This window comes from Nocardia yunnanensis, from assembly GCF_003626895.1.
Taxonomy (GTDB): Bacteria; Actinomycetota; Actinomycetes; order Mycobacteriales; family Mycobacteriaceae; genus Nocardia; species Nocardia yunnanensis.
This window is the reverse complement of the sequence record NZ_CP032568.1, coordinates 6,782,965-6,805,515: the sequence shown is the minus strand read 5'-3', so window position 1 is coordinate 6,805,515 and position 22,551 is coordinate 6,782,965. Positions and strand designations below refer to the sequence as shown.

General features: G+C 69.2%; 17 protein-coding genes and 2 pseudogenes. 10 read left to right on the top strand and 9 right to left on the bottom strand.

The window, feature by feature from the left end:
- Nucleotides 1–2 precede the first annotated feature (2 nt).
- Nucleotides 3–344: a hypothetical protein gene (locus D7D52_RS31805; RefSeq protein WP_212761802.1), complete on the bottom strand. Its 342-nt coding sequence runs from the start codon at nt 342–344 to the stop codon at nt 3–5.
- An 88-nt stretch (nt 345–432) separates the two neighbouring features.
- On the opposite strand from D7D52_RS31805, the pseudogene D7D52_RS31800 reads away from it, so the two are divergent.
- Nucleotides 433–1,002: pseudogene (locus D7D52_RS31800) on the top strand (radical SAM protein); the annotation flags it as partial.
- A gap of 45 nt (nt 1,003–1,047) precedes the next feature.
- Here D7D52_RS31800 and D7D52_RS31795 read toward each other — a convergent pair.
- The 5 genes from D7D52_RS31795 to D7D52_RS31775 all read right to left on the bottom strand — a co-directional run bounded on the left by D7D52_RS31795 (nt 1,048) and on the right by D7D52_RS31775 (nt 6,782).
- Nucleotides 1,048–4,173 (bottom strand): helicase HerA domain-containing protein, encoded by a 3,126-nt coding sequence (locus D7D52_RS31795; protein WP_120742302.1) that lies wholly within the window; start codon nt 4,171–4,173, stop codon nt 1,048–1,050.
- On the bottom strand, nt 4,170–4,799 hold the full coding sequence (locus D7D52_RS31790) for a hypothetical protein (protein WP_120742301.1): 630 nt from the start codon (nt 4,797–4,799) through the stop codon (nt 4,170–4,172). The genes D7D52_RS31795 and D7D52_RS31790 overlap by 4 nt, the downstream gene beginning before the upstream one ends.
- Nucleotides 4,771–5,892: a hypothetical protein gene (locus D7D52_RS31785; protein WP_120742300.1), complete on the bottom strand. Its 1,122-nt coding sequence runs from the start codon at nt 5,890–5,892 to the stop codon at nt 4,771–4,773. Before D7D52_RS31785 ends, D7D52_RS31790 begins: the two co-directional genes overlap by 29 nt.
- Nucleotides 5,893–5,898: 6 nt before the next feature.
- Nucleotides 5,899–6,435, bottom strand: coding sequence for a DUF4365 domain-containing protein (locus D7D52_RS31780; RefSeq protein WP_120742298.1), 537 nt, complete (start codon nt 6,433–6,435; stop codon nt 5,899–5,901).
- 161 nt (nt 6,436–6,596) lie between these two features.
- Entirely contained in the window at nt 6,597–6,782 is a 186-nt protein-coding gene (locus tag D7D52_RS31775) for a hypothetical protein (RefSeq protein WP_120742295.1), read from the bottom strand.
- 466 nt (nt 6,783–7,248) lie between these two features.
- Here D7D52_RS31775 and D7D52_RS31770 point away from each other — a divergent pair, with 466 nt between their 5' ends.
- Nucleotides 7,249–10,713 (top strand): protein kinase domain-containing protein, encoded by a 3,465-nt coding sequence (locus tag D7D52_RS31770; protein WP_425464586.1) that lies wholly within the window; start codon nt 7,249–7,251, stop codon nt 10,711–10,713.
- Nucleotides 10,714–10,716: 3 nt separating this feature from the next.
- Here D7D52_RS31770 and D7D52_RS31765 read toward each other — a convergent pair whose 3' ends face one another.
- Nucleotides 10,717–11,667, bottom strand: a complete 951-nt coding sequence (locus D7D52_RS31765; protein WP_120744624.1) for a D-alanyl-D-alanine carboxypeptidase family protein — start codon at nt 11,665–11,667, stop codon at nt 10,717–10,719.
- 120 nt (nt 11,668–11,787) lie between these two features.
- On the opposite strand from D7D52_RS31765, the gene D7D52_RS31760 reads away from it, so the two are divergent.
- Complete coding sequence (locus tag D7D52_RS31760; protein ID WP_162958677.1) at nt 11,788–12,954, top strand: low temperature requirement protein A; 1,167 nt, start codon at nt 11,788–11,790, stop codon at nt 12,952–12,954.
- On the opposite strand, the gene D7D52_RS31755 is transcribed toward D7D52_RS31760, so the two are convergent.
- Both D7D52_RS31755 and D7D52_RS31750 read right to left on the bottom strand, forming a co-directional pair.
- Complete coding sequence (locus tag D7D52_RS31755) at nt 12,951–13,391, bottom strand: DUF8021 domain-containing protein (RefSeq protein ID WP_120742289.1); 441 nt, start codon at nt 13,389–13,391, stop codon at nt 12,951–12,953. The two genes, D7D52_RS31760 and D7D52_RS31755, sit on opposite strands and share 4 nt — an antisense overlap.
- On the bottom strand, nt 13,388–14,731 hold the full coding sequence (locus tag D7D52_RS31750; RefSeq protein ID WP_222932711.1) for an alpha/beta hydrolase: 1,344 nt from the start codon (nt 14,729–14,731) through the stop codon (nt 13,388–13,390). The genes D7D52_RS31755 and D7D52_RS31750 overlap by 4 nt, the downstream gene beginning before the upstream one ends.
- Before the next feature lie 75 nt (nt 14,732–14,806).
- Here D7D52_RS31750 and D7D52_RS31745 point away from each other — a divergent pair, with 75 nt between their 5' ends.
- The 7 genes and pseudogenes from D7D52_RS31745 (at nt 14,807) to D7D52_RS31710 (ending at nt 22,433) form a co-directional block, all read left to right on the top strand.
- A complete protein-coding gene (locus tag D7D52_RS31745) occupies nt 14,807–15,343 on the top strand; it encodes a helix-turn-helix domain-containing protein (RefSeq protein WP_120742287.1) in 537 nt (178 codons plus the stop codon).
- Between the two features lie 46 nt (nt 15,344–15,389).
- Entirely contained in the window at nt 15,390–17,009 is a 1,620-nt protein-coding gene (locus D7D52_RS31740; RefSeq protein ID WP_120742285.1) for an amidohydrolase, read from the top strand.
- 427 nt (nt 17,010–17,436) lie between these two features.
- Entirely contained in the window at nt 17,437–18,753 is a 1,317-nt protein-coding gene (locus D7D52_RS31730; RefSeq protein ID WP_120742281.1) for a hypothetical protein, read from the top strand.
- A 29-nt stretch (nt 18,754–18,782) separates the two neighbouring features.
- A complete protein-coding gene (locus D7D52_RS31725; RefSeq protein WP_120744623.1) occupies nt 18,783–19,430 on the top strand; it encodes a DedA family protein in 648 nt (215 codons plus the stop codon).
- Between the two features lie 136 nt (nt 19,431–19,566).
- Nucleotides 19,567–20,097 (top strand): annotated as a pseudogene (locus D7D52_RS31720) (twin-arginine translocation signal domain-containing protein); the annotation flags it as partial.
- A 270-nt stretch (nt 20,098–20,367) separates the two neighbouring features.
- A complete protein-coding gene (locus D7D52_RS31715; RefSeq protein WP_120742279.1) occupies nt 20,368–21,327 on the top strand; it encodes a cytochrome c oxidase assembly protein in 960 nt (319 codons plus the stop codon).
- A 449-nt stretch (nt 21,328–21,776) separates the two neighbouring features.
- Nucleotides 21,777–22,433, top strand: coding sequence for a DUF8020 domain-containing protein (locus D7D52_RS31710; protein WP_120742277.1), 657 nt, complete (start codon nt 21,777–21,779; stop codon nt 22,431–22,433).
- Nucleotides 22,434–22,551 lie beyond the last annotated feature (118 nt).

Below are 22,551 nucleotides of genomic sequence, written 5' to 3'. Positions count from 1 at the left end.
ACCTACGCCGATGCCAGTCGGCTGAGTTGGGCGAGTTCGGCGAAACGATTCTCCCAGGCCCGCCTGGTCTGAGGGGGAAGCCACATGTAGGACCAGAGACGTCTGAGCACCGAGCCGTCGAGATAGGTGTGGAGGTCGTCCGGTGTGGCCGCTTCGTTGATAACGGTGCGGTAAAGGTCGACGATTCTTCCGGGGCGGTCCAGGTCGTAGTCGGCGTGGCCTGACCAATCGAGGTGTTTCGGGAGGTGGACGACGCCGCTGGTAGGACCGGTGAGTAGGTGTAGGTCCTCTGGCATTACGACGGGCTTGCTGTATCTGCGCTGGTCACGCCCATCGTCCGTCATTGCTCCTCCTTTGTTTATTCTCTGCCCAGACTACCGCCGAGCCTCGGGACTCTCCATATCCGCTGGTCGCGGCGTTTGTAAAACGGGGGGCATGGGCGAGCCGCTGGCCAACTACAAGCGCGTCGTGAACGCGGTGCGCCGCATCACCTCGCCCGCCCCGGAGGGCTTCGGCATCTCCCAGCGTTCGGTCACGGTCTCCACCGTCGGCCTGGCCCCCGCCATCCGCAAGCTGGCCGACGAGAACATGTCGGTGAGACTCGCTGTCTCCCTGCACACTCCGGACGACGAACTCCGAGACACCTTGGTACCGGTCAACAACCGCTGGCCGGTAGCCGAAGTCCTCGACGCCGCACGCTATTACGCCGACAAGTCCGGCCGCCGCGTCTCCATCGAATACGCCCTGATCCGCGACATCAACGACCACCCGTGGCGCGCCGACCTGCTCGGCAAGAAACTCCACAAGGCCCTCGGCCCCCTCGTCCACGTCAACCTCATCCCCTTGAATCCCACCCCGGGCAGCAAATGGGACGCCAGCCCCAAACCGGTCCAAGACGAATTCGTCCGCCGAGTCCAAGCCCAGGGCGTCACCTGCACCGTCCGCGACACCCGAGGCCAGGAAATAGCCGCCGCCTGCGGCCAACTCGCCGCCGAGGGCTAGTGCCGAACCGGCAGACCGGCTCCCGTCTCGGCGGCCCGCTCGCGGTCAGTTTTGTTCGCGCCGTGCACGTTTCAAGACTTCTTCTTCGATCAGCGCACTGGGCGGATGGTGGCTCAGGCACATGGGAACGTCGATTCTGGTGAAGCCGGTGCCCGCGGTCGAGCCGTAGAACTGGCCGGCGTTCAGGCGTGAAATATCGTCGAGATGACTGCCTTTCGCCCGGGCGAGCTCCTGGGCGGCCTGTATCTGGACCGACGCGTTGAGCAGGCCGATGACCTGGGTAGCCGCATTTCCCGTGATCAGATTGTGCAAGGCCTTCGGGGCCTGGGTCGCGAACACCAACCCCAATCCGTATTTGCGTGCTTGGGTGGCGAGGGTGAGGGTGCTTTCGGTGGAGGCGGTGGCCGTGCGGGACGGTGCGAAGGTCTGGGCTTCGTCGAGGACCAGCAGACCGCCGATCGGCCTGTCTCCCGCGGGATTTCGCTTGATCCAGGAGAACAGGGCGAGCTGGAGCTGATTGACGAAGGTCCGGCGTTGGTCGTCGGTGGGCAGACCGATGCAACTGATCACCGAGATGCGGGCGCGCTTGCCCGCGGCCGGGGTCAGCAGCGCGCCGGGATCGAGGCGTTCACCGACCCCGCCGAAGACCGGATCGTTGATCATGGCCGCATGCAGTTCGTCGGCCATGCCCACGGCCAGATGCGCGGCGTTCCGGACGGTGCTCACACCCTGGGGAAGATTGCCGAGCAGGTCGACATAGTCGTTCAATTCGGTACCGCCTCGATGGGCGAAGTACGCGAGCGTTTCGGTCAGCACGGCGGTGCCGGTGCGCAGTTTGGAGCTGGTCAGGCCGGTGCGGGGAATCAGACCGGCCACCGAGGCATCGATCGCGGTGCGGAATTCGTCGGGATCGTCGAGCACGCCGCCGAAATCGGGTAGCGGGTTCAATGCGAGCGGCCGTCCCGCTTCCCGGCGCGGCGTCCAGATCACCACCTCGGTCTCGGTGAAGTAGCGCCGGGCTCGTTCCGGATCGCCCGCCACCCAGCAGTCGGGCGCGTCGGGCCACTGGTCACCCAGCCGTGCCAGATCGTTGTTGGTGTCGATCAGGATGGACGAAACACCGTGCAGCGCCGCCTCTTCGACCATCCGGCGGAGCAGCACCGTCTTGCCCGAACCGCTGCCCGCGAAAATCGCCGTGTGCTTGCGCAACTGGATGAGCGGGACACGAAAATCAGCTCCCGAGCCGGCGCCGCGCCCCAGCAACACCGACGGTGAGTCTTCCTTAGTGACAGGTGCGGGCACGACAGCCACGGCAGTGGTTTCGCCGACCGCGGCAGTTTCGGCTACTGCGGTAAATTCGGCTACGGCGGCCGCGCTGGGACCGGTGTCGGCTCCGGTCGCTCCGAGGACGCGGCGCAGGAGCGCTGTGTCCCCGGCCGGCCGGCGGATCCGCAGCCAATCCTGGAACTCGGGTGCGCCCTCGTGCAGCATCGTGTTCAGCGAGGTGAAAGTTCGTAGATCGTCCTCCGAAATGGGCAGCGAGATCCCCTGCGCTGCTTCGAATTCGGCGACCGCCGCCGTGGTGACCCGCCCACTGGAGAACGGTGTGTTCCGCAGAATCACCAGATGCCGTTTCGCGGCGCCGGGCTGAATGCCCGCTTCGAGGCAGGCTCCTCGCAGCCTGGTCAGTACCGCGTTGTGATGGCTGTGCGCGATGGCCCGGAAGCTCCAATGCTCCTCGTCCTCGCTGGCCTCGTCGAGCGTGCGGCGAAGCCGCGCGTGCAACGCGGGTTGGACGGTGCTGGCCTGATCGACGGTCAGGTCCAGGCCGGCACCGCCCTGTTCGAGCACGTAGCAGCTCAATGCGGCATTCAAGAGGGAATGCATGAGGCTGTCTTCATGCGACGGATCCAACGCTCGGACGACATCCGCGGTGGCTCGCAATTCCTGGAAGCGCGCGTCGAGTGCCATGGTTCCCACCGCGGCCGGGCGCGCCGGCTCGGACTTGCTCTCGGGCAAGGGATTTCCGAAATGGGCGAGCTCCCGTACTTCCCGTGCGGCCAGGCAGCCGCGCACATGCTCGCCCACCAGGTGGAGTAGTCGGCGGGGTGTGAAATGCGGGACCTGGGGGTCGTCGAACGCATCGGGCCGCACGGGCCAGGTGGGGTAGGGCGGTTCGAAACCGATCTCCTGGTACAGGCTGCCGAGGTGGCGCTCGACAATGGCCCGGGCGATATCGGCCGACGGCATATTGGTCGACAGCTCGAGAGTGGTGAACCGGTCGGCGGCCGAGTTCACCGCACGAGTGGTGATGAGGTCCCAGGACTTGGGCAGGCACGCGACGACGATGAGGGTGCGCGTGGTCTCTTCTCGCATTCGCATCAGCGCGTCCGCCAGTCGATTGGCGAGCGAGTCCGCCTCCGCGGGGCCGGTCTGGGCGAAGACGGTGTCGATCTGATCGACGGCCAGCACCACCGGGCCGGTGAGCGCGAATAGTCGCGTCATATCGTGGAACACCAGTTGCGCGACCCGGCTTTGCTGCCGGATGCCCCAGGCGACTCTGTCCTTTTCCCCGATGCCCTCCGGAAGGGTGAGGAAGCTGTATCCGACTTCCCGGGGACCTCCCTTGGCTCGAAACAGCACCAGGGCTCGCAGCGTGTCCTGACACTCGAATCCCACGCGCGGATGGAGTTCGGCTACCCGCGTGACGAACGCGTCCACATCCTCCCGGCGTACGGGCACGGTGCCGCGCAGTCGCATTCTGAGTTCTCGGTCGCAGCCGGTGTCTTCGCTCAGCCGGTCGAGCATCCGGCTCAACTGCCCGCCTTCGGGATCCTGCAGGCGGCTGACGATTCCGTGTACCGCGCCCTCCCAGAAGGATTGGGCATCGATGAGTTTGGGCATGAAGAACGAGCCGCCCTGCCGCTGCACGTGGTCGCGCAGCCAGCCGAGCATGTGGGTCTTTCCGACGCCGCGTTCGCCGGAGAGGACCAGGCCCGTGGGTGCACCGGTCGGCCGGTTCACCGCACCGCGGACCGCGCGAGTCATCTCCTCGGTGGCTTCCGGGTGCAGCCCCTCGACATGGCAGGTCAAGGGACTCCACACCTGATCGGGTGTGAGCGCACTGCTGAACTGGATCGAGGCGAGCGCGTGGCGTTGTTCCTCGTTCACCGTGGCACCTCGATGGTGAGCAGATGTCGGGCTGTCCCGCCGAGCATGATCGCGGCGCCGTGATCCGCCGCGGTCAGTACCTTCTGATCGGCCTCGGCGCGCACATGAACGTCGCGACGGCGGGCCATCGTCTCGAGCGCCTGGTCGACCTCGGTCCGGGGCACTGCGGCGAGTCGTACCCGTAAGGTGCTCAGCCGCAGCGGTTTTCCGCTGCCGTCGGTCAATTCGGCGTAGGCCTGTTCGACCGCGCTTTCCACGCTGACCTGACCTGCGGCCTGCTCCGGTTGGAACAGGTCGGACAGGGCCGCACCGGTGCGGTCCAGATGCCGTCCCAGCCCGGCGAGGACGGAATACAGTGCCCCGCCGGCACATCCGGAGCGTTGCGGCCGCTCGCGGGACAGCTCCGCGGCACACCACAGCGTCCCGCGGTCGGTGAGTTCGTGGACGAAGGCGCGATTGACCAGCGTGCTCGCGACAAGATCCAGCTCGTTGAGGCGCCGACGGTATCGGCCGTCGAGCTTGACGCCCGCCACCGCGTACAACTCGGTGTTGGTGAGCTCGCGCGCTTCGGCCATCAAGACCAGCATCACGCAGCGTTCACTCAGAGTCAGCCGGTCGTCGGCCATGGCTATCCTGCCGCCTTTCTGTGGTAACGGAGTCGGGGGTCAACACCGTGAAGCCGTCGGTGGCGGCGTCGATTTCGGGTGTGCGTCTACTGCGGTCGAGGGCGCCGGAGGCGCGAACCGGAAGTCCGTCGCGATGTGCTGCCAGTGCGGCGGCGTACCGGGTGGCGTCCCCGAGATCGACGGTGACGGGTCGCCGCTTGCCGACCGTGGCGCCGTCGACCTCCAGGTGTCCGCGCACGGTGATGCGCCAGCGGGCGCTTGCTGGATCGTCGGACAGGCTGACCACGAATCCCTCCACCGCGCCCACGGCGGGCCCGGTCGGTCGCTTGCCCTCGTCCGCTGTCCGCCGGGCGTGCTTCCTGCTCGCTTCGGGCGGGATGTCCACCGTCTCATCGGTCCGGGGCGCTCGCCAGGACCAATGGAAGCCGAGTGTGAATCCGGTGGTCTGCTGGGGCCCCGCGAGTGCGGCCAGGGCGCGGCGTTCCGCGAACGAAATGGTCTGGAGGTCAGGGTGTTCGACGCTGACTCGGGCGTCGATCGTCTGGCATGCGAGGGTGGCATTGTGGAGCAGGCGCACCACCGTGCGGCGGCCGAGCGGGTCGGGACGGCCGGTATCGCTGGGGAGGCAGATGTCGAGTCCGGGTGCGTCTTCGTGTGGCGATACCAGTGATTGCGCGAGCAATATCGCTACCGGATCCGGGCCGGTTTCCACGAACGCGGCAGGTGATTCGAGCAGTGCCGCATGGGCTGTCACCGTGATGAGCTCGTGGACGGCGCCCACCGTGTAGGCGCACAGCGGCAAGGCCACGGGCGCGCCGGGTTCGCCCATCGTTCGGTACGACACCGTGTCGAGCGTGGACGCGGCCATATCTCGCCATACCGAGGCCGGTCGCCGCCCTTCCGCGGCGGCGACGCATTGCACCAACTCGTGCAAGCGTTGCGGAGTATCGGTGAGGTGCTCGGACGCCGGTACGAGCACGTCGAAGGTCTGCAGGCTCCACACGCTGGCGGAACGCCATCTTCCGCTGATGATCCAGCCGTGCGTGCGCAGGTACTCGTTCACGTCGTCGATAGCCGGGAGCTGTCTGATCATCGAGCTCTACACCGTGGGGAGTTCGGCGGTTTCGGTAACCAGCGCACGGAGTGTGGCGGCGGTCAGAATATTGCTCGCCGGAATCCGGACCGACCTCGTGCGGCGTCGATCGGGCTCGGTGACCGGCTTCAGATCGGCGAGTGACAGGTAGTAGCCGATGTACCGCAGTAGGAGCCCGGAGGTGTAGAGATCGGTGTAGTCGACCGGCTGGCGCGGCACGGATACGACGAACAGGTAACGGGGTACCGAGAAGTCGGGTCCTGCCAGCCGATTGAATTGCGGTTCCTTCAAGCCGTTGAACAGGACCCAGCCGTCGCGGTTCACGAGTCGAACGGAGGTCTTGACCTGCACGTCGATTCGCGGTGAGAAGCCGCGCGCGGTGCGTCCCGGCAGCTTGAGACACAGATCGACCCCATCCATGTCCACGACGTCCTGTGACCAGATCAAACCGGCCGCGGACGCGAGGACGCGGACATAGTCGGCCCCGAACTGGCCCTGCTGATTGTTCTGCTCGAGCCCCTGATGAACATCCACCTCGAACATCGAGGTTCCCTCCCCGGCCCCGCATCACACCCACCACCGACGGGCTCACTGTAGCGATTGCCGGGGTTGAACCCGCCGATTTCGGTGAAATTGCCTCTTTATCTGTGCGGCAAGGGATTTCGAACCATCTGGTCGGTTGCTGGAGGGTTTCGGGCGGAAGGTCAGTGCAGGACTGTGGCCGATGCGGGGGCGCTCAGGGTTTGGGTTTCGGGGAGGAGGTGGGCGGCGTAGCCGAGGGTGAGGAGGGTGGCGATCAGTGCGGTGGCGATTTTGTAATTGATGCGGCGGGGCTGTTGGACGGTGAAGTAGCCGAAATTGCGGTCTGCGAACTGGATTTGGTTGTTCATGATTCTCCATCCGGTGTGCGGCTGCGGGGCGGAGGTCGTCCGGGCCGGGGCCGCTGTTGTGTTCTACGAAGATCAATCTACTGGGCGGGAAGGGCTTGTGCGAGCCTGAAAAGTGAGCGTGACGTGCTGTTCTGGCGGTCGAAAGCGGTGGTGTGACGGGGGTTTCGTGGAATCGGACCGTGGGGGTGGAATGCCTCTTCTGCGGGTTCGGCGAATCGTACGAGTGGCGGCCGAATTCGGAGACGTGGATTACAGAATGGCGGTGGGTGCTCGCCGTGGTAATTCGCGACACACTCGATTTCGGTTCGAAACGCGGGCGCGAACCGCACCCGTGTCGTGAACCGCGCGATGACCGTGCCGGACTCCGCGCGCGGACGCGGTGATCGGCTTATGCTCGGGGTGGAAGGCTCGTTGTCGTATCGGGGTCGTTGTGGGGCATGTCGATCCGTTTTCTACGCGCCGCGATATGACCTCCGGGTTCGCGGCGGAGCTCGCGGCGGCCGGGTTCGGGGCGGCCGTGGAGATCGGGCGGGGCGGGTTCGGGGTGGTGTATCGGTGTTTTCAGGAGGCGCTGGACCGGACGGTGGCGATCAAGGTGCTGACGGCCGATCTGGAGTCGGAGGCGCTGGAGCGGTTCGTGCGCGAGCAGCTGGCCATGGGCAAACTGTGCGGGCACCCCAATATCGTGACGGTGTACGAGGCCGGGTCGACCGATACCGGGCGGCCGTTCATCGTGATGCCCTACCACTCGCAGGGTTCCCTCGATGCGCGGATTCAACGGCACGGACCGCTGGAGTGGCCGCAGCTGCTGCACTACGGGGTGAAACTGGCCGGTGCGCTGGAGACGGCGCATCGGCGGGGCCTGCTGCACCGTGATGTAAAACCGGGCAACATCCTGCTCACCGAATACGGGGAACCACAGCTCGCCGATTTCGGAATCGCCCGTGTCACAGGCGGTTTCGAGACCGCGGCGGGCACCGTCGTCGGTTCGCCCGCCTACACCGCACCCGAGGTCCTGCAGGGGCAGGCCCCGGACGCGACCGCCGACGTCTACGGCCTGGCCGCCACCCTGTTCTGCGCCGGCACCGGGCACGCGGTGTTCGAACGCCGCAGCGGCGAACAACTGGTCGCACAATTCGTGCGGATCACCAAGCAGCCCATGCCCGATATCGCCGACGCGGGACTGCCGCCGGACCTGACCGCGGTGATCGAGGCCGCCATGGCCCGCGAGCGCGGACTGCGCCCGAAATCGGCGGCCGAGTTCGGCACGGCGCTGCGGGAAATCCAAGAGCGCCAAGGACTGCCGCCGGACGAGATGGCGATCCCGCTGCCCGCCGAGGCGCTCGGCGCCGACGGCCCGCCGACCGGGGCGCGACGGCTCACCGGCCGCTCCGGCCTCACCCCGACCGGCCGCACCCCGTCCTCGGGCCGCCGTGGCCGCACCCCCGCGACTCCGCCGGTGCCCGCGACCAGACTGCGTCCGCCCACCCTGACCCGCGCCCTGGTGGAACGCCCGCGCCTGCTGGACACGCTGCGGTCGGCCGACGACCATCGGCTCGCGGTCGTGCACGGCCCCGCCGGATTCGGCAAGACCACCCTGGCCGCGCAATGGTGTGCCGCGGTCGCCGCGGCCGGCGGCTCGGTGGCCTGGCTGACCGTCGACAGCGACGACGACACCGTGGTCTGGTTCCTCTCGCACCTGATCGAGGCCGTGCGCGCCGCCCGGCCCGCCCTGGCCCGCGAACTCGGCGACCTGCTCGAGGAACACGGCGACGAGGCGGGCCGGTTCGTGCTCACCTCGCTGATAAACGACATCGACCGGCGCGGTGAGCAATTGACCGTCGTGATCGACGACTGGCACCGCGTCACCGCCACCGACACCCAGGCCGCGCTGCGCTACCTGATCGAGAGCTGCAGTCCGGCGCTGCGCATCCTGGTCACCAGCCGCCGCCAGACCGGCCTGCCCATGAGCTCCATGCGCGCCCGCGGCGACCTCGTCGAAATCGACACCGCCGCACTGCGTTTCACGCCCGAGGAAGCCTACATCCTGCTGGTCGAACGGGACGGTCTGGACCTCGACCGCGGCGACGTGGCGGACCTCACCGAATCCACCGGCGGCTGGGCGGCCGCGCTGCAGCTGGCGTCGCTGTCCCTGCGCGGCAGCGACGATCCGAGCCGGCTGATCGGCCAGCTCACCGGCCGCCACCACGCCATCGGCGAATTCCTCGCCGAGAACGTCCTCGAGGCCCTCGAACCCGGGGTGCTCGACTTCTTGGTGGCCACCTCGATCACCGAACGCACCTGCGGCGAGCTGGCCGCCGCGCTCACCGGCGTCCCCGACGGGCAGGCGCTGCTGGAACACATCGAACAGCAGGACCTGTTCCTGCGCCGCGTCGACGGCGGCGACTGGTTCCACTATCACCAGTTGTTCCAGGATTTCCTGCGCCAGCGCCTCGAACACGGCCCGCCCGAACGCATCGACGCCCTGCACCGCGCCGCCGCCGAATGGTTCGCCGAGCACCGGCACGTGAGCGAGGCCGTCGACCACGCCCTGCTCGCCGGCGACGAGCAGCGGGCCGTGGACATCGTGGAGCGCGACGGCATGTCGCTGCTCGAGCACGGCCAGATGGCCAGCCTCATCGGCCTGGTCAACAAGCTGCCGCCCGCGGTGATCGACACCCATCCGCGGCTGCAACTGGACCTGGCCTGGGCCAATATCCTGCTGCACCGGGCCGGACCCGCCGAACGCGCCCTGCGCCTGGCCGAGACCACCCTCGCGGACACCGAACCGCGGCTGCGAGAGCGATTGCGGGCCGAGGCGGGCGTGGTGCACGCCGTGGTGACGGTGCGCGCCGATGTGCTGACCGGCGTGGAGGATTGGCTGGCACCGTGTTTCGCGCTGGCCGACGAACTGTCGCCGTACGTGGTGGCCATCGGCGCGAACGTGGCCAGCCTGGCCGCCGGATATCGTTGCGACTTCGACGAAGCCGTGCGCATCCAGGAGTGGTCGGCGCCCTACATGCGACGAAACAAGGGCGTCTACAACAATATTCACGGCCTGTGCTTTCTCGGCCTGGCCGCCAGCCTGCAACTCGACATCCCCCGCGCGGAGCAGTACTTCCGCGCCGCCCTCGAGATCGCGAAACAGTCCGGCGGCAGCCACTCCTACGGCGCGCGGCTGGCCGGCTCGCTGCTGGGCGAACTGCTCTACGAACGCGACGAGGTCGCCGAGGCCGAACGGCTGCTCGACGAGGGCTACAAGCTGGGCCCCGACGCCGGGGTCGTCGATTTCAAACTCGCCCGCTACGTGGTGGGCGCGCGGGTGAAGGCGCTGCGCGGGGATCGGGCCGCCGCGGTCCGCCGCCTCAACGAGGGTGCGCGCGTGGCGGTCTCGATGGCGCTGCCGCGGCTGCGCGCCGAAGTGGAGAACGAGCGGCTGCGCCTGGGCCTGCCGCCGCATCCCGAGTTCGGACCGCTGCCGCCCGTCGACCACCGCCACCGCCGCACACCCACCGACGCCATCGACGAATTCACGGTCCTCTACGAGGAATTCACCGCCATCCGCCTGCTGCTGGCCGAATCCACGCCCGCCGGACTGGAACTCGCCCGCACCTGGGCGCAGGAGTGGGTCGATCGCCTCGAAACCGTCCACCGCCCACGGGAACTGCTCAAGGCCCGCCGCATGCTGGTCGCCTGCCTGGCCGCCTGCGGCCGGGTCGACGACGCCAAAGCCCTGCTGGCCACCGTCACCGCCCAGTGCGCCGAACACGGCTCGGTCCGCTACCTGCTCGACGGCGGCCCGCATGTGGTGGCCACCCTCGCCGCCCTGCACGCCGACCAGCTCGCCGGGCGCTGGCAGCCGGACTGGCCCGAGGTGCCCGAAGCCTTCCTGCGTGCCCTCGTCGACGCCCATGCGGCACAGACGATCTGAGCGTCAGCCGATCGGCAGCCGGCTGACGATGGGGTCGTAGGCCCAGTCCAGCATGCGCACGGCATCGTCCTTGGCCAGTGCGCCGTTGCCGGGAGAACTGTGCAGCACCACCCCGATCAACGGGATGCCGGCGCGCACGGATTCGAACAGCAGGCAGGCGCCGGCGGCGTCGGTGGAACCGGTCTTGATGCCGATGGTGCCCGGATATTCGCGCAGCAGCTGATTGGTGGTGCGCCACTGGTGTTCGCGATTGGCCGGGCCGGCGGGCAAATGATAGGTGGCCGCCCCGGCGACCTCGCGGAAGACCGGCAGGCTCATCGCGCGCACCGCGAGCGCGATCAGATCGGCCGGCGTGGAATAGGTGGAGTCGTCGGCCGGGATCGGCAGCCCGCTGGGATCGGCGAATTGCGTTGCGCCCAAACCGAACAGGCGCGCGGTGTCGTTCATCTTGGCGATGAAGCCGTCCTGGCCCGGACCGTACGCCTCGGCCAGCGTGTACGCGGCATCGCAGCCCGACGGCAGCATCATCGCGTACAGCAGCTGATGGGTGGTCAGCACCTCGCCGGCCGCCAGCCCCGCGCTGCTGCCGTCGTTGCGGACGCAGTAGGCGATGCTCTCCGGCGGCACCGTGATCGGCCGCTCCAGATCGCCCGCGCCGATGGCGACCAGCGCCGTCATCACCTTCGCGATACTGGCGATCGGGACCGGCGTGTTCAGCTCCCGCGACCACAGCACCGTGCCGGTGATGCCGTCCGCCAGCGCGGCGCCCGGCGCCCGCACGCCCTCGGGTTCGGCGGTCGTCCACGGCAATTGGGTGCGGGGCGACTGGAACGATGGGGTGCGCGCCGCGATCGGCGCCGCCGAGGCGACCTGCTCGACGGTGGCGATCTGACCGACCGCCACGACCAGCGCCGCGGTGACGACGGCGCGCAACAAACGGGCACATGTCCGCATGGCCGACATTGTGCCGTTCGACCCGCGCCACCAGCGGGATTTCGCCGTCCGCAGGAGTTTCGCGGCCCGCGCCCGCGGCTAGAGTGAACGCGCTGGACACGGAGCTAGGCAGGGATCACGGTGACGCAACCGCAACACGAGGCGCACGAGAAGGCCAGCTGGGCGGAATTGTTCTTCGACCTGGTGCTGGTGTTCGCCGTGACACAGGCCGCGCACGTCGCCTTCGCGGGACAGAGTTGGGGCGCGGTCGGGCAGACGGTGCTGCTGCTGGGCATCATGTGGTGGTCGTGGGTCGGCACCACGCTCGCCGTGCACGGGGTCGAGGACTCGAATGGGCAGCGGCTGTTCCTGTTCGCGTGCGGGCTGTGCATGTTCGTGTTCGCCATCACCGCGCCGCACGCCTTCACCGGGCACACCCAGCCGCTGATCCTGGCGGCGGCGCAACTGGTGCTGCGGCTGCTGCTGTGGGCGGAGATGCAGCGCAAGCGGGTCTTCGCGCAGGGCGGCGCGTTCGGCAGCTGGGTCAATCCGTTCACCGTCACCGTGGTCGCGGCGGTCCTGCTGGTGCTGGCCGCGCTGGCGCCCGAGGGCGCGATCCGCAACGGGCTGTGGGTGATCGCGGTGCTGCTGGCCTTCGCCGGGCCGGTGCTGCTGGCCCGACGCCTGCGCACGGTCCAGTTCGGGGCGACGCATCTGCCCGAACGCTTCGCCACCTTCGTCATCATCGCCCTCGGCGAGACGCTGGCCTCGGTGGGCACCCAGGCCGCCGAGGCACAACTGGGCGTGGCTGCCTGGTGCGCGGTCGGGCTGATCTTCCTGCTCGGCTGCGGCCTGTGGTGGCTGTACTTCGCCTACGGGTTCTCGGCGGTGGAACATTCCTTGCGCACCAACCAGATTCGCGGCAACGTGGTGCGCGATGTGCTCAGCTACGGGCACATGCTGCTGGTCGTCGGGCTGGTGCTGGTGGCGGTGGGCGCGCGCACCATGGTCGAGCATCCCACCGCCGCACCGCACGGCATGACCGGCTACCTGCTGCCACTGGGCGCGACCCTGTACGTGACGGCGTTCCTGTTCACCCGTTGGCGCATGTTCGGCGCGGCGACGCTGGGCCGGCTGCTCACGGCGCTGCTGCTGGCCGCCCTCACCGCCGTCGCGCCACTGCTGCCGCAGCTCGCGACGCTGGCCCTGGTGACGGCGATCCTGGCCGGGCTCAACGGTTTCGAACACTGGGTGGTGGCGACGGGGCGTCCGCTGCTGGTGCTGCGCAACCCGCTGCGGGCGCGTTAGCCCACCGGGACGATCGTGGCCACGATCGACCGGATGAGACCGTCACGGATGACGAAGGTCTCGGTGATGTCGACGGTCACCAGGCGCACGCCGCCGACCCCGGAGTCCAGCAGGTAGCGGGTGGACACCACCTCACCATCCTCGGACAGGTGCAGATCGTGCACCCGCTGAATCACCGAGTACTGCACCCCGTGCTCGAGATCGTTGCTGAGTTGCGGTCCGGAATAACCGGTTTGGATCCCTGCCTCGACCCGGGTCGCGTCCGGCGCGAACGGGACCGCCGAGGCGTCGTGGGAGACCAGCGCGTCGATGTAGGCGCGCGCGATGGCCGCGTTGCGGGTGAGGGCGGGCTGCGGTTCGGCGGCGGCGAGCCCGCACGAGAGCGTCAGCGTGGCCGCCGCGGCCGCCGACAGCACCGCCACATGTCCTGGTTTCACCCGCTGATGCTGTCGCGTGAACCGCTGCCGCGCAAGCGGTACCAGCGATCCGCCAGCCGATCCCGGAGCGTCGCGCGCGGCGGCGGGGCGGCCAGCCAGTCGGCGATATCGGTGAGCACGCTCGAATCGACGTGCTGCGGCCGGAAATACTGTGCGGGAGTGGAGGGTCCGGCGCCGGCGAACAGCATGTGATCGAGCGCGGGGTGGACGCGGACGGTGACCTCGGGCGTGCCGGCGAGTCCGGCTTCCCAGCGCGGCAGATCCTCCGCGGCGGTGACCTGGTAGTCGCGGCCGCCCTGCACGATCAGGATCGGCCTGCCCAAGTCGGCCGCGGTCGCCACCTGGTCGTAGTCGCGCAGGTCCAGCCAATAGGAGGCGGGCCAGTCGAACAACAGGCCCGCGGTGGGGGATTGCGGTGACAGCGTGGGACTTTCGGTGTTCGCGACCTGGCGGCGCGTGGCCGCCAGCGCCTCGGTCAGGTCCTCGTCCGGCTGGACCGCCGTGAGATGCGCGAGGGCGCGCAGCACCGAGCGGGGCAGCGGGACGGTGTCCCCGGCCAGGATGCCCACCCCCGCGATCGACGGATCCGCGGCGGCGATGCGCGGGGCCGCCTTACCGCCGCCGCTGTGGCCGACGACGTACACCCGGTCGGCATCGACGCCCGATTGCCGCCGCAAAATCTCGACCGCCGCCAGCGCGTGCGGCAGGTACTCCTGCACCAGGGTGAAACCGGGCGTGCTCTCGAATTCGCTGTGCGCGTAGGTGAGTTTGTCGTAGCGCAGCACCGCCACCCCGCGGGTGGCCAGTCCCCAGGCGAGATCCTTGAACGGCTTGTTCGGCCCGGTGGTGAGGTCGCGGTCGGCCGGGCCGGACGCGACGAGGACGACGGCCGGGTGGGGTCCACGGCCCCTGGGCAGGGTCATGGTGCCCGCCACCGCCGTGTCACCCTCGCCGAGCGTGACCTCGTGTTCGGTGAACGCACGCGGATGCGCGTAATCCGGTGGCGTCCAACCGGATTCGGCGGGCGGCGCCAGGCGCAATCCGTGCAGCTCACCCCGCGCGTCCACCGCCAGGTGCACGGTGAGCCCGCCGCGCTCGCACGTGACGGGAATCCGTGCCTTGACCAAGCCGTCGCTCGCGGGCTCGAGGACCGGCGCGCCGAGGGTGCGCACCGCACCCAGCCGGGCGATCTCCCCGGTCCATCCGGCGCGCACGGTATCGGCCGAGACGACCGCCGCCATGCGGGGCGCGAACCGGGCCGCCAATTCCTCGAAGCGTTCGTCGCGCAGCAGTTCCGCCGCCGTGACGGCGGCGGACGCGGAATCGATGTCAACGGTCATGCCGCCACACCTTTCTCAATCAGTGCAATCATTCTTATGATTGAGAAAGGTAGCAGCCTGTGCGAAGGTTGGGTAGTGGAAACTTTCGAGCTGCTCGCGCATCCGGCGCGGCTGCGTATCGTGCACGCGCTGCGCGGCGACCGCACCCTGACCACCGGTGAACTCTGCGCCCGCCTCCCCGACACCTCGAAGGCGACGGTGTACCGGCATGTCGACGCCCTCACCGCCGCGGGCATTCTCGAGGTGGCCGAGGAGCGGCGGGTGCGCGGCGCGGTGGAGCGCCGGTACCGGCTGCGCCAGGACCGGGCCGCCATCCCCGCCGACGCGGCCGCGGCCCTGCCCGCGGACGGTTATCGCTCGGTCTTCGCCCTGGCCATGGCCGTCCTGGCCGCGGAGTTCGACGCCTACCTCGCCGGCGAGAACGCCGATCCCGCAGCGGATCTCGTCGGCTTCCGCCAACACGCCCTGTGGTTGAGCCGCCCCGAACTCGAACAGCTGATCGGCGAACTGCGTGCGGTCATCACCCCACGCCTGGCCCAGCAACCCGAACCGGGCCGCGACCAATACCTCTTGAGCCCCATCCTCTTTCCCATAGAGCGCACGACCGAATAACCCGTCATGGTTAGGTTTGGTAACCAATTCGGTGAGGAGTGATCGCATGTCGGACGGGCGAGCGGATCTGCTGATTCGCGCGGCGGCCATTCACACGCTGGTACCGGGGCAGGACCCGCAGCGGGCGCTGGCGGTGCGCGGGGACCGCATCGTGGCCTTGTCCGCGGACCCGCGTGGGCTCGATGGCTGGGCGGGCGCGGACACGGTCGTCATCGACCGGCCCGGCGCCACCGTGCTGCCCAGCTTCGACGACACCCACACCCACCTCATGATCGCGGCCAACAGCGCCCACGACGTGCCGGTGCATCTCGCGCGCGACATTCCGGACATGTTGGCGCTGATTCGTGAACGCGCGCAACGGACTCCGCCGGGGCAGTGGATTCGCACCACCGCCAACTGGCAGGAGATCAATCTGGCCGAGCGGCGGTTTCCCACCGCGCGCGAACTGGATTCGGCCACCGACGCACATCCGGTCCTGCTCATGCGGGGCGGCCACAATATCGTGGTCAACAGTGCCGCACTCACGATGGCCGGAATCGGCGCCGAGACGCCGGACCCGGCGGGCGGTCATCTCGGCCGCGCCGCGGACGGCACGCTCGACGGCTGGTTGCAGGACAATGCGATACCGCTGGTGACGCGGCTGCTGCCGCAGGCCACCGCGGCGCAGCGGATCGACGGATTCCGCACCGCGACACAGGATTACGCGGCCAAGGGCATCGGCGCGGTGCGAGACGCCATGGTGCCGGTGACCGAGCTGCCGGTGCTGGCGGCCGCGCTCGACGCGGGCGCACTGCGGGTCCGGGTGCGAGTCATGGCCTCCGCCTTGGGCTTGACCACCGTCGAGGCCGTCGACGAGCTGCTCGACCAGCTGGAACCATGGCGGTATCTGCCCGGGCCGTGGCTGCGCGTCTGGGGCGTCAAGTTCGGTCTGGACGGTGGCATCGAAGCGGGCGCCACCCGGGAACCCTACGCCTGCGACCACGATTTCCACGGCTACCTCACCTGGGATCCGGAGCTGCTGGTGACCGCCATGGATCGGGTGCTGCGGCGCGGCTGGCGCATCGGCACCCATGCCTACGGCGACCGCGCCGTGGAGAGACTGCTCGACGTGTATGCCGAACTGCGGCAACGACATCCGGCGCTGCCCGCCGGATGGCTGGTCATGGAGCACGGCGGCCTGGCCGACGCGCGACTGCGCGCCCGCGCGGTCGCGCTGGGCATCCCGGTCACCATCCAGCAGCCGTTGCAGCACGATGTCGCGCGCATTCAGGACACCTACTGGGGTCCCGAACGGGTGGACCGGCTGTTCCCCGCGCGCGGCTGGATCGATCAGGGCGCGCTGGTGACCGGCGGCTCCGACTACCCGGTCGGCGCGTACGGCGCGATGCGGTCGGTGTGGGGCATGGTGACACGCCAGACCGTGACCGGGGTGCGCGGCCCCGAACACGCCATCACGGCCGCCGAGGCGATCGCCCTGCACACCACGAATGCCGTCGCGCTGCTGGGGGAATCCGATGAGCGCGGGATACTCGCTCCCGGCCGGCTCGCCGACCTGACCCTCTGGGACGTCGATCCGGCCGGCGCGCCCGCCGAGCGGCTGCACGGCCTCGAACCCAGCCACACCGTCATCGGCGGGCAACTGATCCACGAACAACCCCGGGCCTGACCCGCGCACAGCGTCTCGGGGCCTGACCCACGCGCGGCGTCCCCGGCCTGACCCACGCGCGGCGTCCCCGGCCTGACCCACGCGCAGCGTCCCCGGCCTGACCCACGCGCAGCGTCGAGCCGACTGGGAATCGGCCGTGCCTCGCCGAATCACGCACGGCCCACGAGCGGGTGGACCGGCCGACCCTGTCGCGGCCACACTCGTGCCGCGCCCGTCCTCGAGCACCACGGCCGCGCCAGCCGCTGCACCAGGGTCTTCTCGGCGAACGCGCCGATGCCCAGCGCGGGCGTCCCACGCGGGCTGATGGCAGCCCTCGACGCCGAGGCGAGCTGCCGGACCACGTCCCCGATCGATTGCTGATTGATTGCTAATCTGGCGGAATGGGTGCAGATCAGCGGGTTTGCGGGTCGCTTCCACTCGGGTCTCGATGACGATCCGGGGGAGCCGGGAGATCGCGGATGTCTGCACCGCCTTCCTGGCGGCACTCATCGCGGGCCTGTCGCTCATGGTGCCCATCGACTTCGCCTGGACCTCGCGCAGCAGCGTCGCGCGACTGGGCCTGCTGGCCTTCAGCCTGCCGCAGGCGATAGCCGCGGGTGCGCTGATCGCGATCGTCACCGCGGTGCTCGCCACCGCGCTGGGCGGGCAGAGCCTGCGCTGGGGGGTCGCCCTGGGCGGGGCGGCGCTGCTGTTCGTGAACCATCTGCTCGGCCGCCACGCCGTGCTCGGCACCTCGCTCGCCACCCTCAACTTCCTGGACTCCATCGCCGGCGGCCTGGTTTTCGGCGGCTCGGGCGCGGCGGTGCTGGCGCGCTCCCGCATCGAAAACCGTTATTCCCCATCGGCTTTGGCGTGGTTGCTGGGCGCCATCGCCGGGGTGGCGCTCGGCGAATTCGTGCCGGCCGCCCAATCCCGGCTCATCGACCAGCATTTCCCGCAGAACTGGCCCGCCCTCGACTCGCCGCCGCTGTGGCTCATCACCCTCGCCCTGCTGGTGATCGGGTGGCGGTTCCTGCGCGAACCGGGCACCCATGCCGCCGAACCGTATTCGATCGACCTGCCCATCGTGCCGATCATCGCGGGCGCCCTGATGATCGGCGTGAGCCTGCTGTGCTCGAGCGTGCTGGCCCGCCACGGCGACAGCGTGCGCGTCGTCGCGATCGTCACCGCGGTCACCGTCGTCACCGCCCTGCTCGCCGCGTTCCTGCTGCCCGGCCGCGACGGGAGCCAGGTGCTGCTGGCGGTGGCCCTGGCCGGGGTGGGCAGCGCGGTCCTGACCACGGGGATACCGGGCTGGTCGGTGGTGCCGCTCATGCTGCTGGTCGCGGCCGGGCTGCTGGCCGGAACCCGCTGGCCCGCGGTGCGGATCGCGGCGGTCGGCCTGCTCGGGCTGGCGGCGTTCTCGGTGCTCGAGGTGGCCGCCGGGCATCCCGCGCCGCTCACCGGTCTCGGGCACGCGCTGCTGGCGTTGCTGGCGGGCTACAGTTTCGGCGCGGTCACCCCGCGCTACGGCTCCACCCGGGTGCTCGGCATCGCCATGATCTACATGCCCTCGCCGGTGCTGGCGCTGCGCGACTACACCCGCCGCGGCCACTGTCTGCTCGGCGACCCCGGAAGACCCTGCGGCATCACCGATTTCGCGTCGTTCGCGCCCGGCTGGATGGCGGCGGCGCTCGCGGCGGGCTGCGCCGCGGGCCTGTGGGCGCTGTTGCGGCGGCGACCGCAGGGCGATCCCGCACGCTGAAGCCCGCCGCGCTGGGTACCGTGGCGGACATGAACTCGCTGCTGCACCGGATCCTGGATATCGCCCCGGTCTGGGTGTATCTCGTCGTCACGCTGCTGGTGTTCGTCGAGGACGCGATCTTCGTCGGCTTCGTGGTGCCCGGCGAGACGGCCGCGGTGCTCGGCGGGGTGGCCGCCAGCCAGGGGCATGTGGTGCTCGGCGTGATGATCGTGCTGGTGGTGGCCGCCGCCATCATCGGCGACAGCGTCGGATACGAGGTCGGCAAGCACCTCGGGCCGCGGCTGCTGCAGGTCAAACTGCTCGACCGGCACCGCGGACGGCTCGACAAGGCGCAGGACTATCTGGCCCGCCGCGGCGGCTGGGCGGTGTTCCTGGGCCGCTTCACCGCCTTCTTCCGGGCCATGATGCCCGCCCTCGCCGGCACCTCCCGGATGCCCTACCGGCGCTTCCTGGTGTTCAATGCCGCGGGCGGAATCGTCTGGGGCACAACGTTCGTGGTGCTCGGCTATGTGGCCGGGCAGTCCTACGAGGCGGTGGCCAAGACGGTCGGACGCGATCTGGCCATCGGGGTCGCGGTCATCGTGGTGCTGGCGTTGATCGTGTGGAAGGTGCGGGAGAGCCGCCGCGAGAAGAGCTTCGAGGCGGAGTACGAAGCGGCGCATCGCGAGACCGACTGAGCCGCTGCCCCGGTTGTCGGCGCGACGCAAACCGCCGTGCGTGAATCCCCGCGCGTTCACCGGCATGTCGAGAACCCGTAAGCTGCCGGCGTTTCGATGACGTCGCAAACGGACCCACGGTGACAAGGTTTTCTCGATGCTGAATCCTCCCGGCTCGGTGCCCCGCACGGGCATACCCCCACGGCTCGCCGCGCAGATGACGATGGACGAGCAATACGAATGGCACCGGTCCTATCTGCGACGGCACCGGGTGAGCCGCCGCAACTTCCTGCGCGGCAGCACCGCCGCGGCCATGGCGGCCGGGCTCGGCGCGGCCTTCGGCGGACGCGGGGTCGCCTACGCCGACGACGCGCCGCTGACCGTGGGCGGCCGCCGCGTCGGCTACGGCACCGACGCCGCGAGCCAGTTGCGCTTCTCCGCGCAGTTGTCGCGAAACCCGGGCGCCACCAAGGTGTTTCTCGAGCACGGCCCGACCCCCGCGCTGGGCGGCAGCCTCGAGGCGGAGGTCCGCAACCTGGTCACCCAGTTGCCGCGCACCGACGGGGGAGTGCTCGCCGCTGAGCAGTTCTACGTGCACGCGCCCGTCGACGGGCTGGCCGGGCGGATGCCGCACTTCTATCGCTGGCGCACCGCCGACGGCTATGTCAGCGAGGTGCTGTCGGCCGCGGCAACGAGAAGCCCGACACCTTCGTGCCCGAGAGCACTCTGTGGGGCTCCGACGGCAAGGAAGGCAAGGAGTCCGCTCCCTGGTCGCGAGTTCGATTCAGCCGCTACTCGTTCATTCGCGTGGATGTGCGGCCGGGCGTGTTCGCCAGCGAGATGGACGTGGTCGCCGTGGACGAATTCGGGCGCGAATTCGACAAGGTGACCTATCGGCGCCTGGTTTCGCGCTAGGCGCATACTTGACGCCGTGGTTGGGATCGAAACACCGCTGCACATGAGCAGTGTGGTGACCTCGTGGCGGTGGGACACCTCGACCGTGCTGGTCACCGTCCTGTTGGGGCTCGCGTACGCGTCCTGCTTCGTCAAGGGACGCCAACGCGGCGAACAACTCTCGGCGGGGCGGGCGGTGTGCTTCGCCGTCGCCGGGCTGGGCGTGTGGCTGTACTCGGGACTCGGCGTGATCGGGGTGTACTCCGGCACCCTGTTCTGGGTGCGGGCGCTGCAGGTGCTGATACTGCTCTACCTCGTGCCGTTCGCGCTCGCGGCCGGAACGCCGTTCACGGTGCTGCGCGCGGCGCTGGGACCGGCGGGCCGGAAACGCTTGGACGGCATGCTCTCCGGCGCTGTCGCCCGGGTGTTCACGCATCCGGCCACCGCCTCCGTGCTGATCCTGCTGCTGCCGTGGGCGCTGTTCCTCTCGCCGTGGTACGAGGCGGTGCTGCGGCACGGGGGAGTCGACGCGGTCACCCGGATCATCATCGTGGCGGTCGGGTTCCTCTACTTCTATTCGCGGCTGCAGGTCGACCCGGTGGCCAAGCGCTTCACGCAGGGGCTGTCGCTGCTCATCACCATCGCGGAGTCCCTGGCCGACGGCATCCTCGGCATCGTGCTCTGGCTCGGCCCGCTGGTCGCCACCGGCTATTACACCGCGCTCGGCCGCAACTGGGGTCCGGACGCGCGCATGGACCAGACCATCGGCGCCGGCATCTTCTGGCTGCTCGGCGATCTGCTCGGGCTGGTCTACTCGCTGGTGGTCATGCGCCGCTTCGCCGCCGACGAGAAGCGCAAGGCGAAGGAGATGGACGCCGAACTCGATGCGGCCGAGGCCGAGCAGGCGCGGCGGAAGCCGGTGTCGCGCACCACCGCTCGCGCCGCCGCCGAGGCCGAGGAGCCGGTGTCCACCGGTCTGTGGTGGGAGAACGATCCGCAGCTCAGGGACCGCTTCCGGCGCTGACCGCGCGAGTGCGGTGGCCTGCCTCACGACGCCCATGACTCAGTGATGTCTGCTGTCGAAGGACATTTGTAGCTACTTCTCAGCTGATTCTTACTGGACACTTGACTAGGACGTTGAGATTCGCGTCCACTTCACTCTTGGGGACAACCCGGAGGAAGGTTGGTCGCATCAACAATCCCGCCGAGCAGTAGTCCCGGCGCTCGCGAAGGCCCGCGTCATCGCCCCTCAGGGCCGGTGGCGCGGGCCTTTTTCGTGTACTGAGAACTTGCTTCGAGCGTCAACCTAGAAACGCTGGCACATGGTCTTTACGAAAAACATACTCAGAGACGCTTCTTTGGCACAGTTTGGCAACAACAAGGCAACATTTGCTCGCTTATCTTGTACCGGGTGCTCGATGAGGACCTCGCTCCCTGGAGGGAAGCGCCCGCTCGAGAAAGCGACGAGAAGTAATGCGTTTGAAGAAGTTCGCCGCCACGTCGGCCCTGGCCATCGCGGCCCTCGGAATCAGCGCCGGCACCGCCTACGCCGATCCCGCCCCCGCGGCCGACGCCGCACCCGGCATCCACTGGGACGCCAAGATCGAGGGCGCGTCGGTCGTGCTGAAGACCGACCTCGGTTCGCTGGCCACCCGCGACGGCCAGTTCCAGGTGCTCGACGACCACGGCGCGCTGGTCACCGCGTTCCCGCTCGCGTTCCAGCAGGACGGACTGGCCCACCCCATGGCCGCCCAGATCGACGGCAACACCGCCACTTTCACCCCGAACATGGATCCGGCCGCCGCCACCCCGGCCCCGGTGCTGCACGATGTCGCCAGCCAGGCCGATCAGGACGCCGCCTGGTCCGCCGCCTCCTCGCAGTTCGGCATCGCCACCGGCATGGGCACCCTGATCGGCACCCTCATCGGCGGCGTCGGCGGCTGCGTGCTGGGCGCTGTCCTCGGCACCCCGGTGCTGCTGCCCGGCTGGGTCGGCGGCTGCCTCATGGGTGCCGGCGTCGGCATCCCGCTGGGCGCCGCGGCCGGTCTGGTGCTGACCGGCGGCGTGGCCGCCGTCGCCATCGGCATCGGCCTGTTCAACCGCCTGAGCGCGCCGGACGCCGCCAACTGAGCCGCTGAGCCGGGACCGACCGGGACCACCACGATCGGACCGGGTCGCGGTCCCGCGCAATGCCCGAAGGTGTTGCGGGACAATGGAATCGGGCCGGATCGCGAAAGCGATCCGGCCC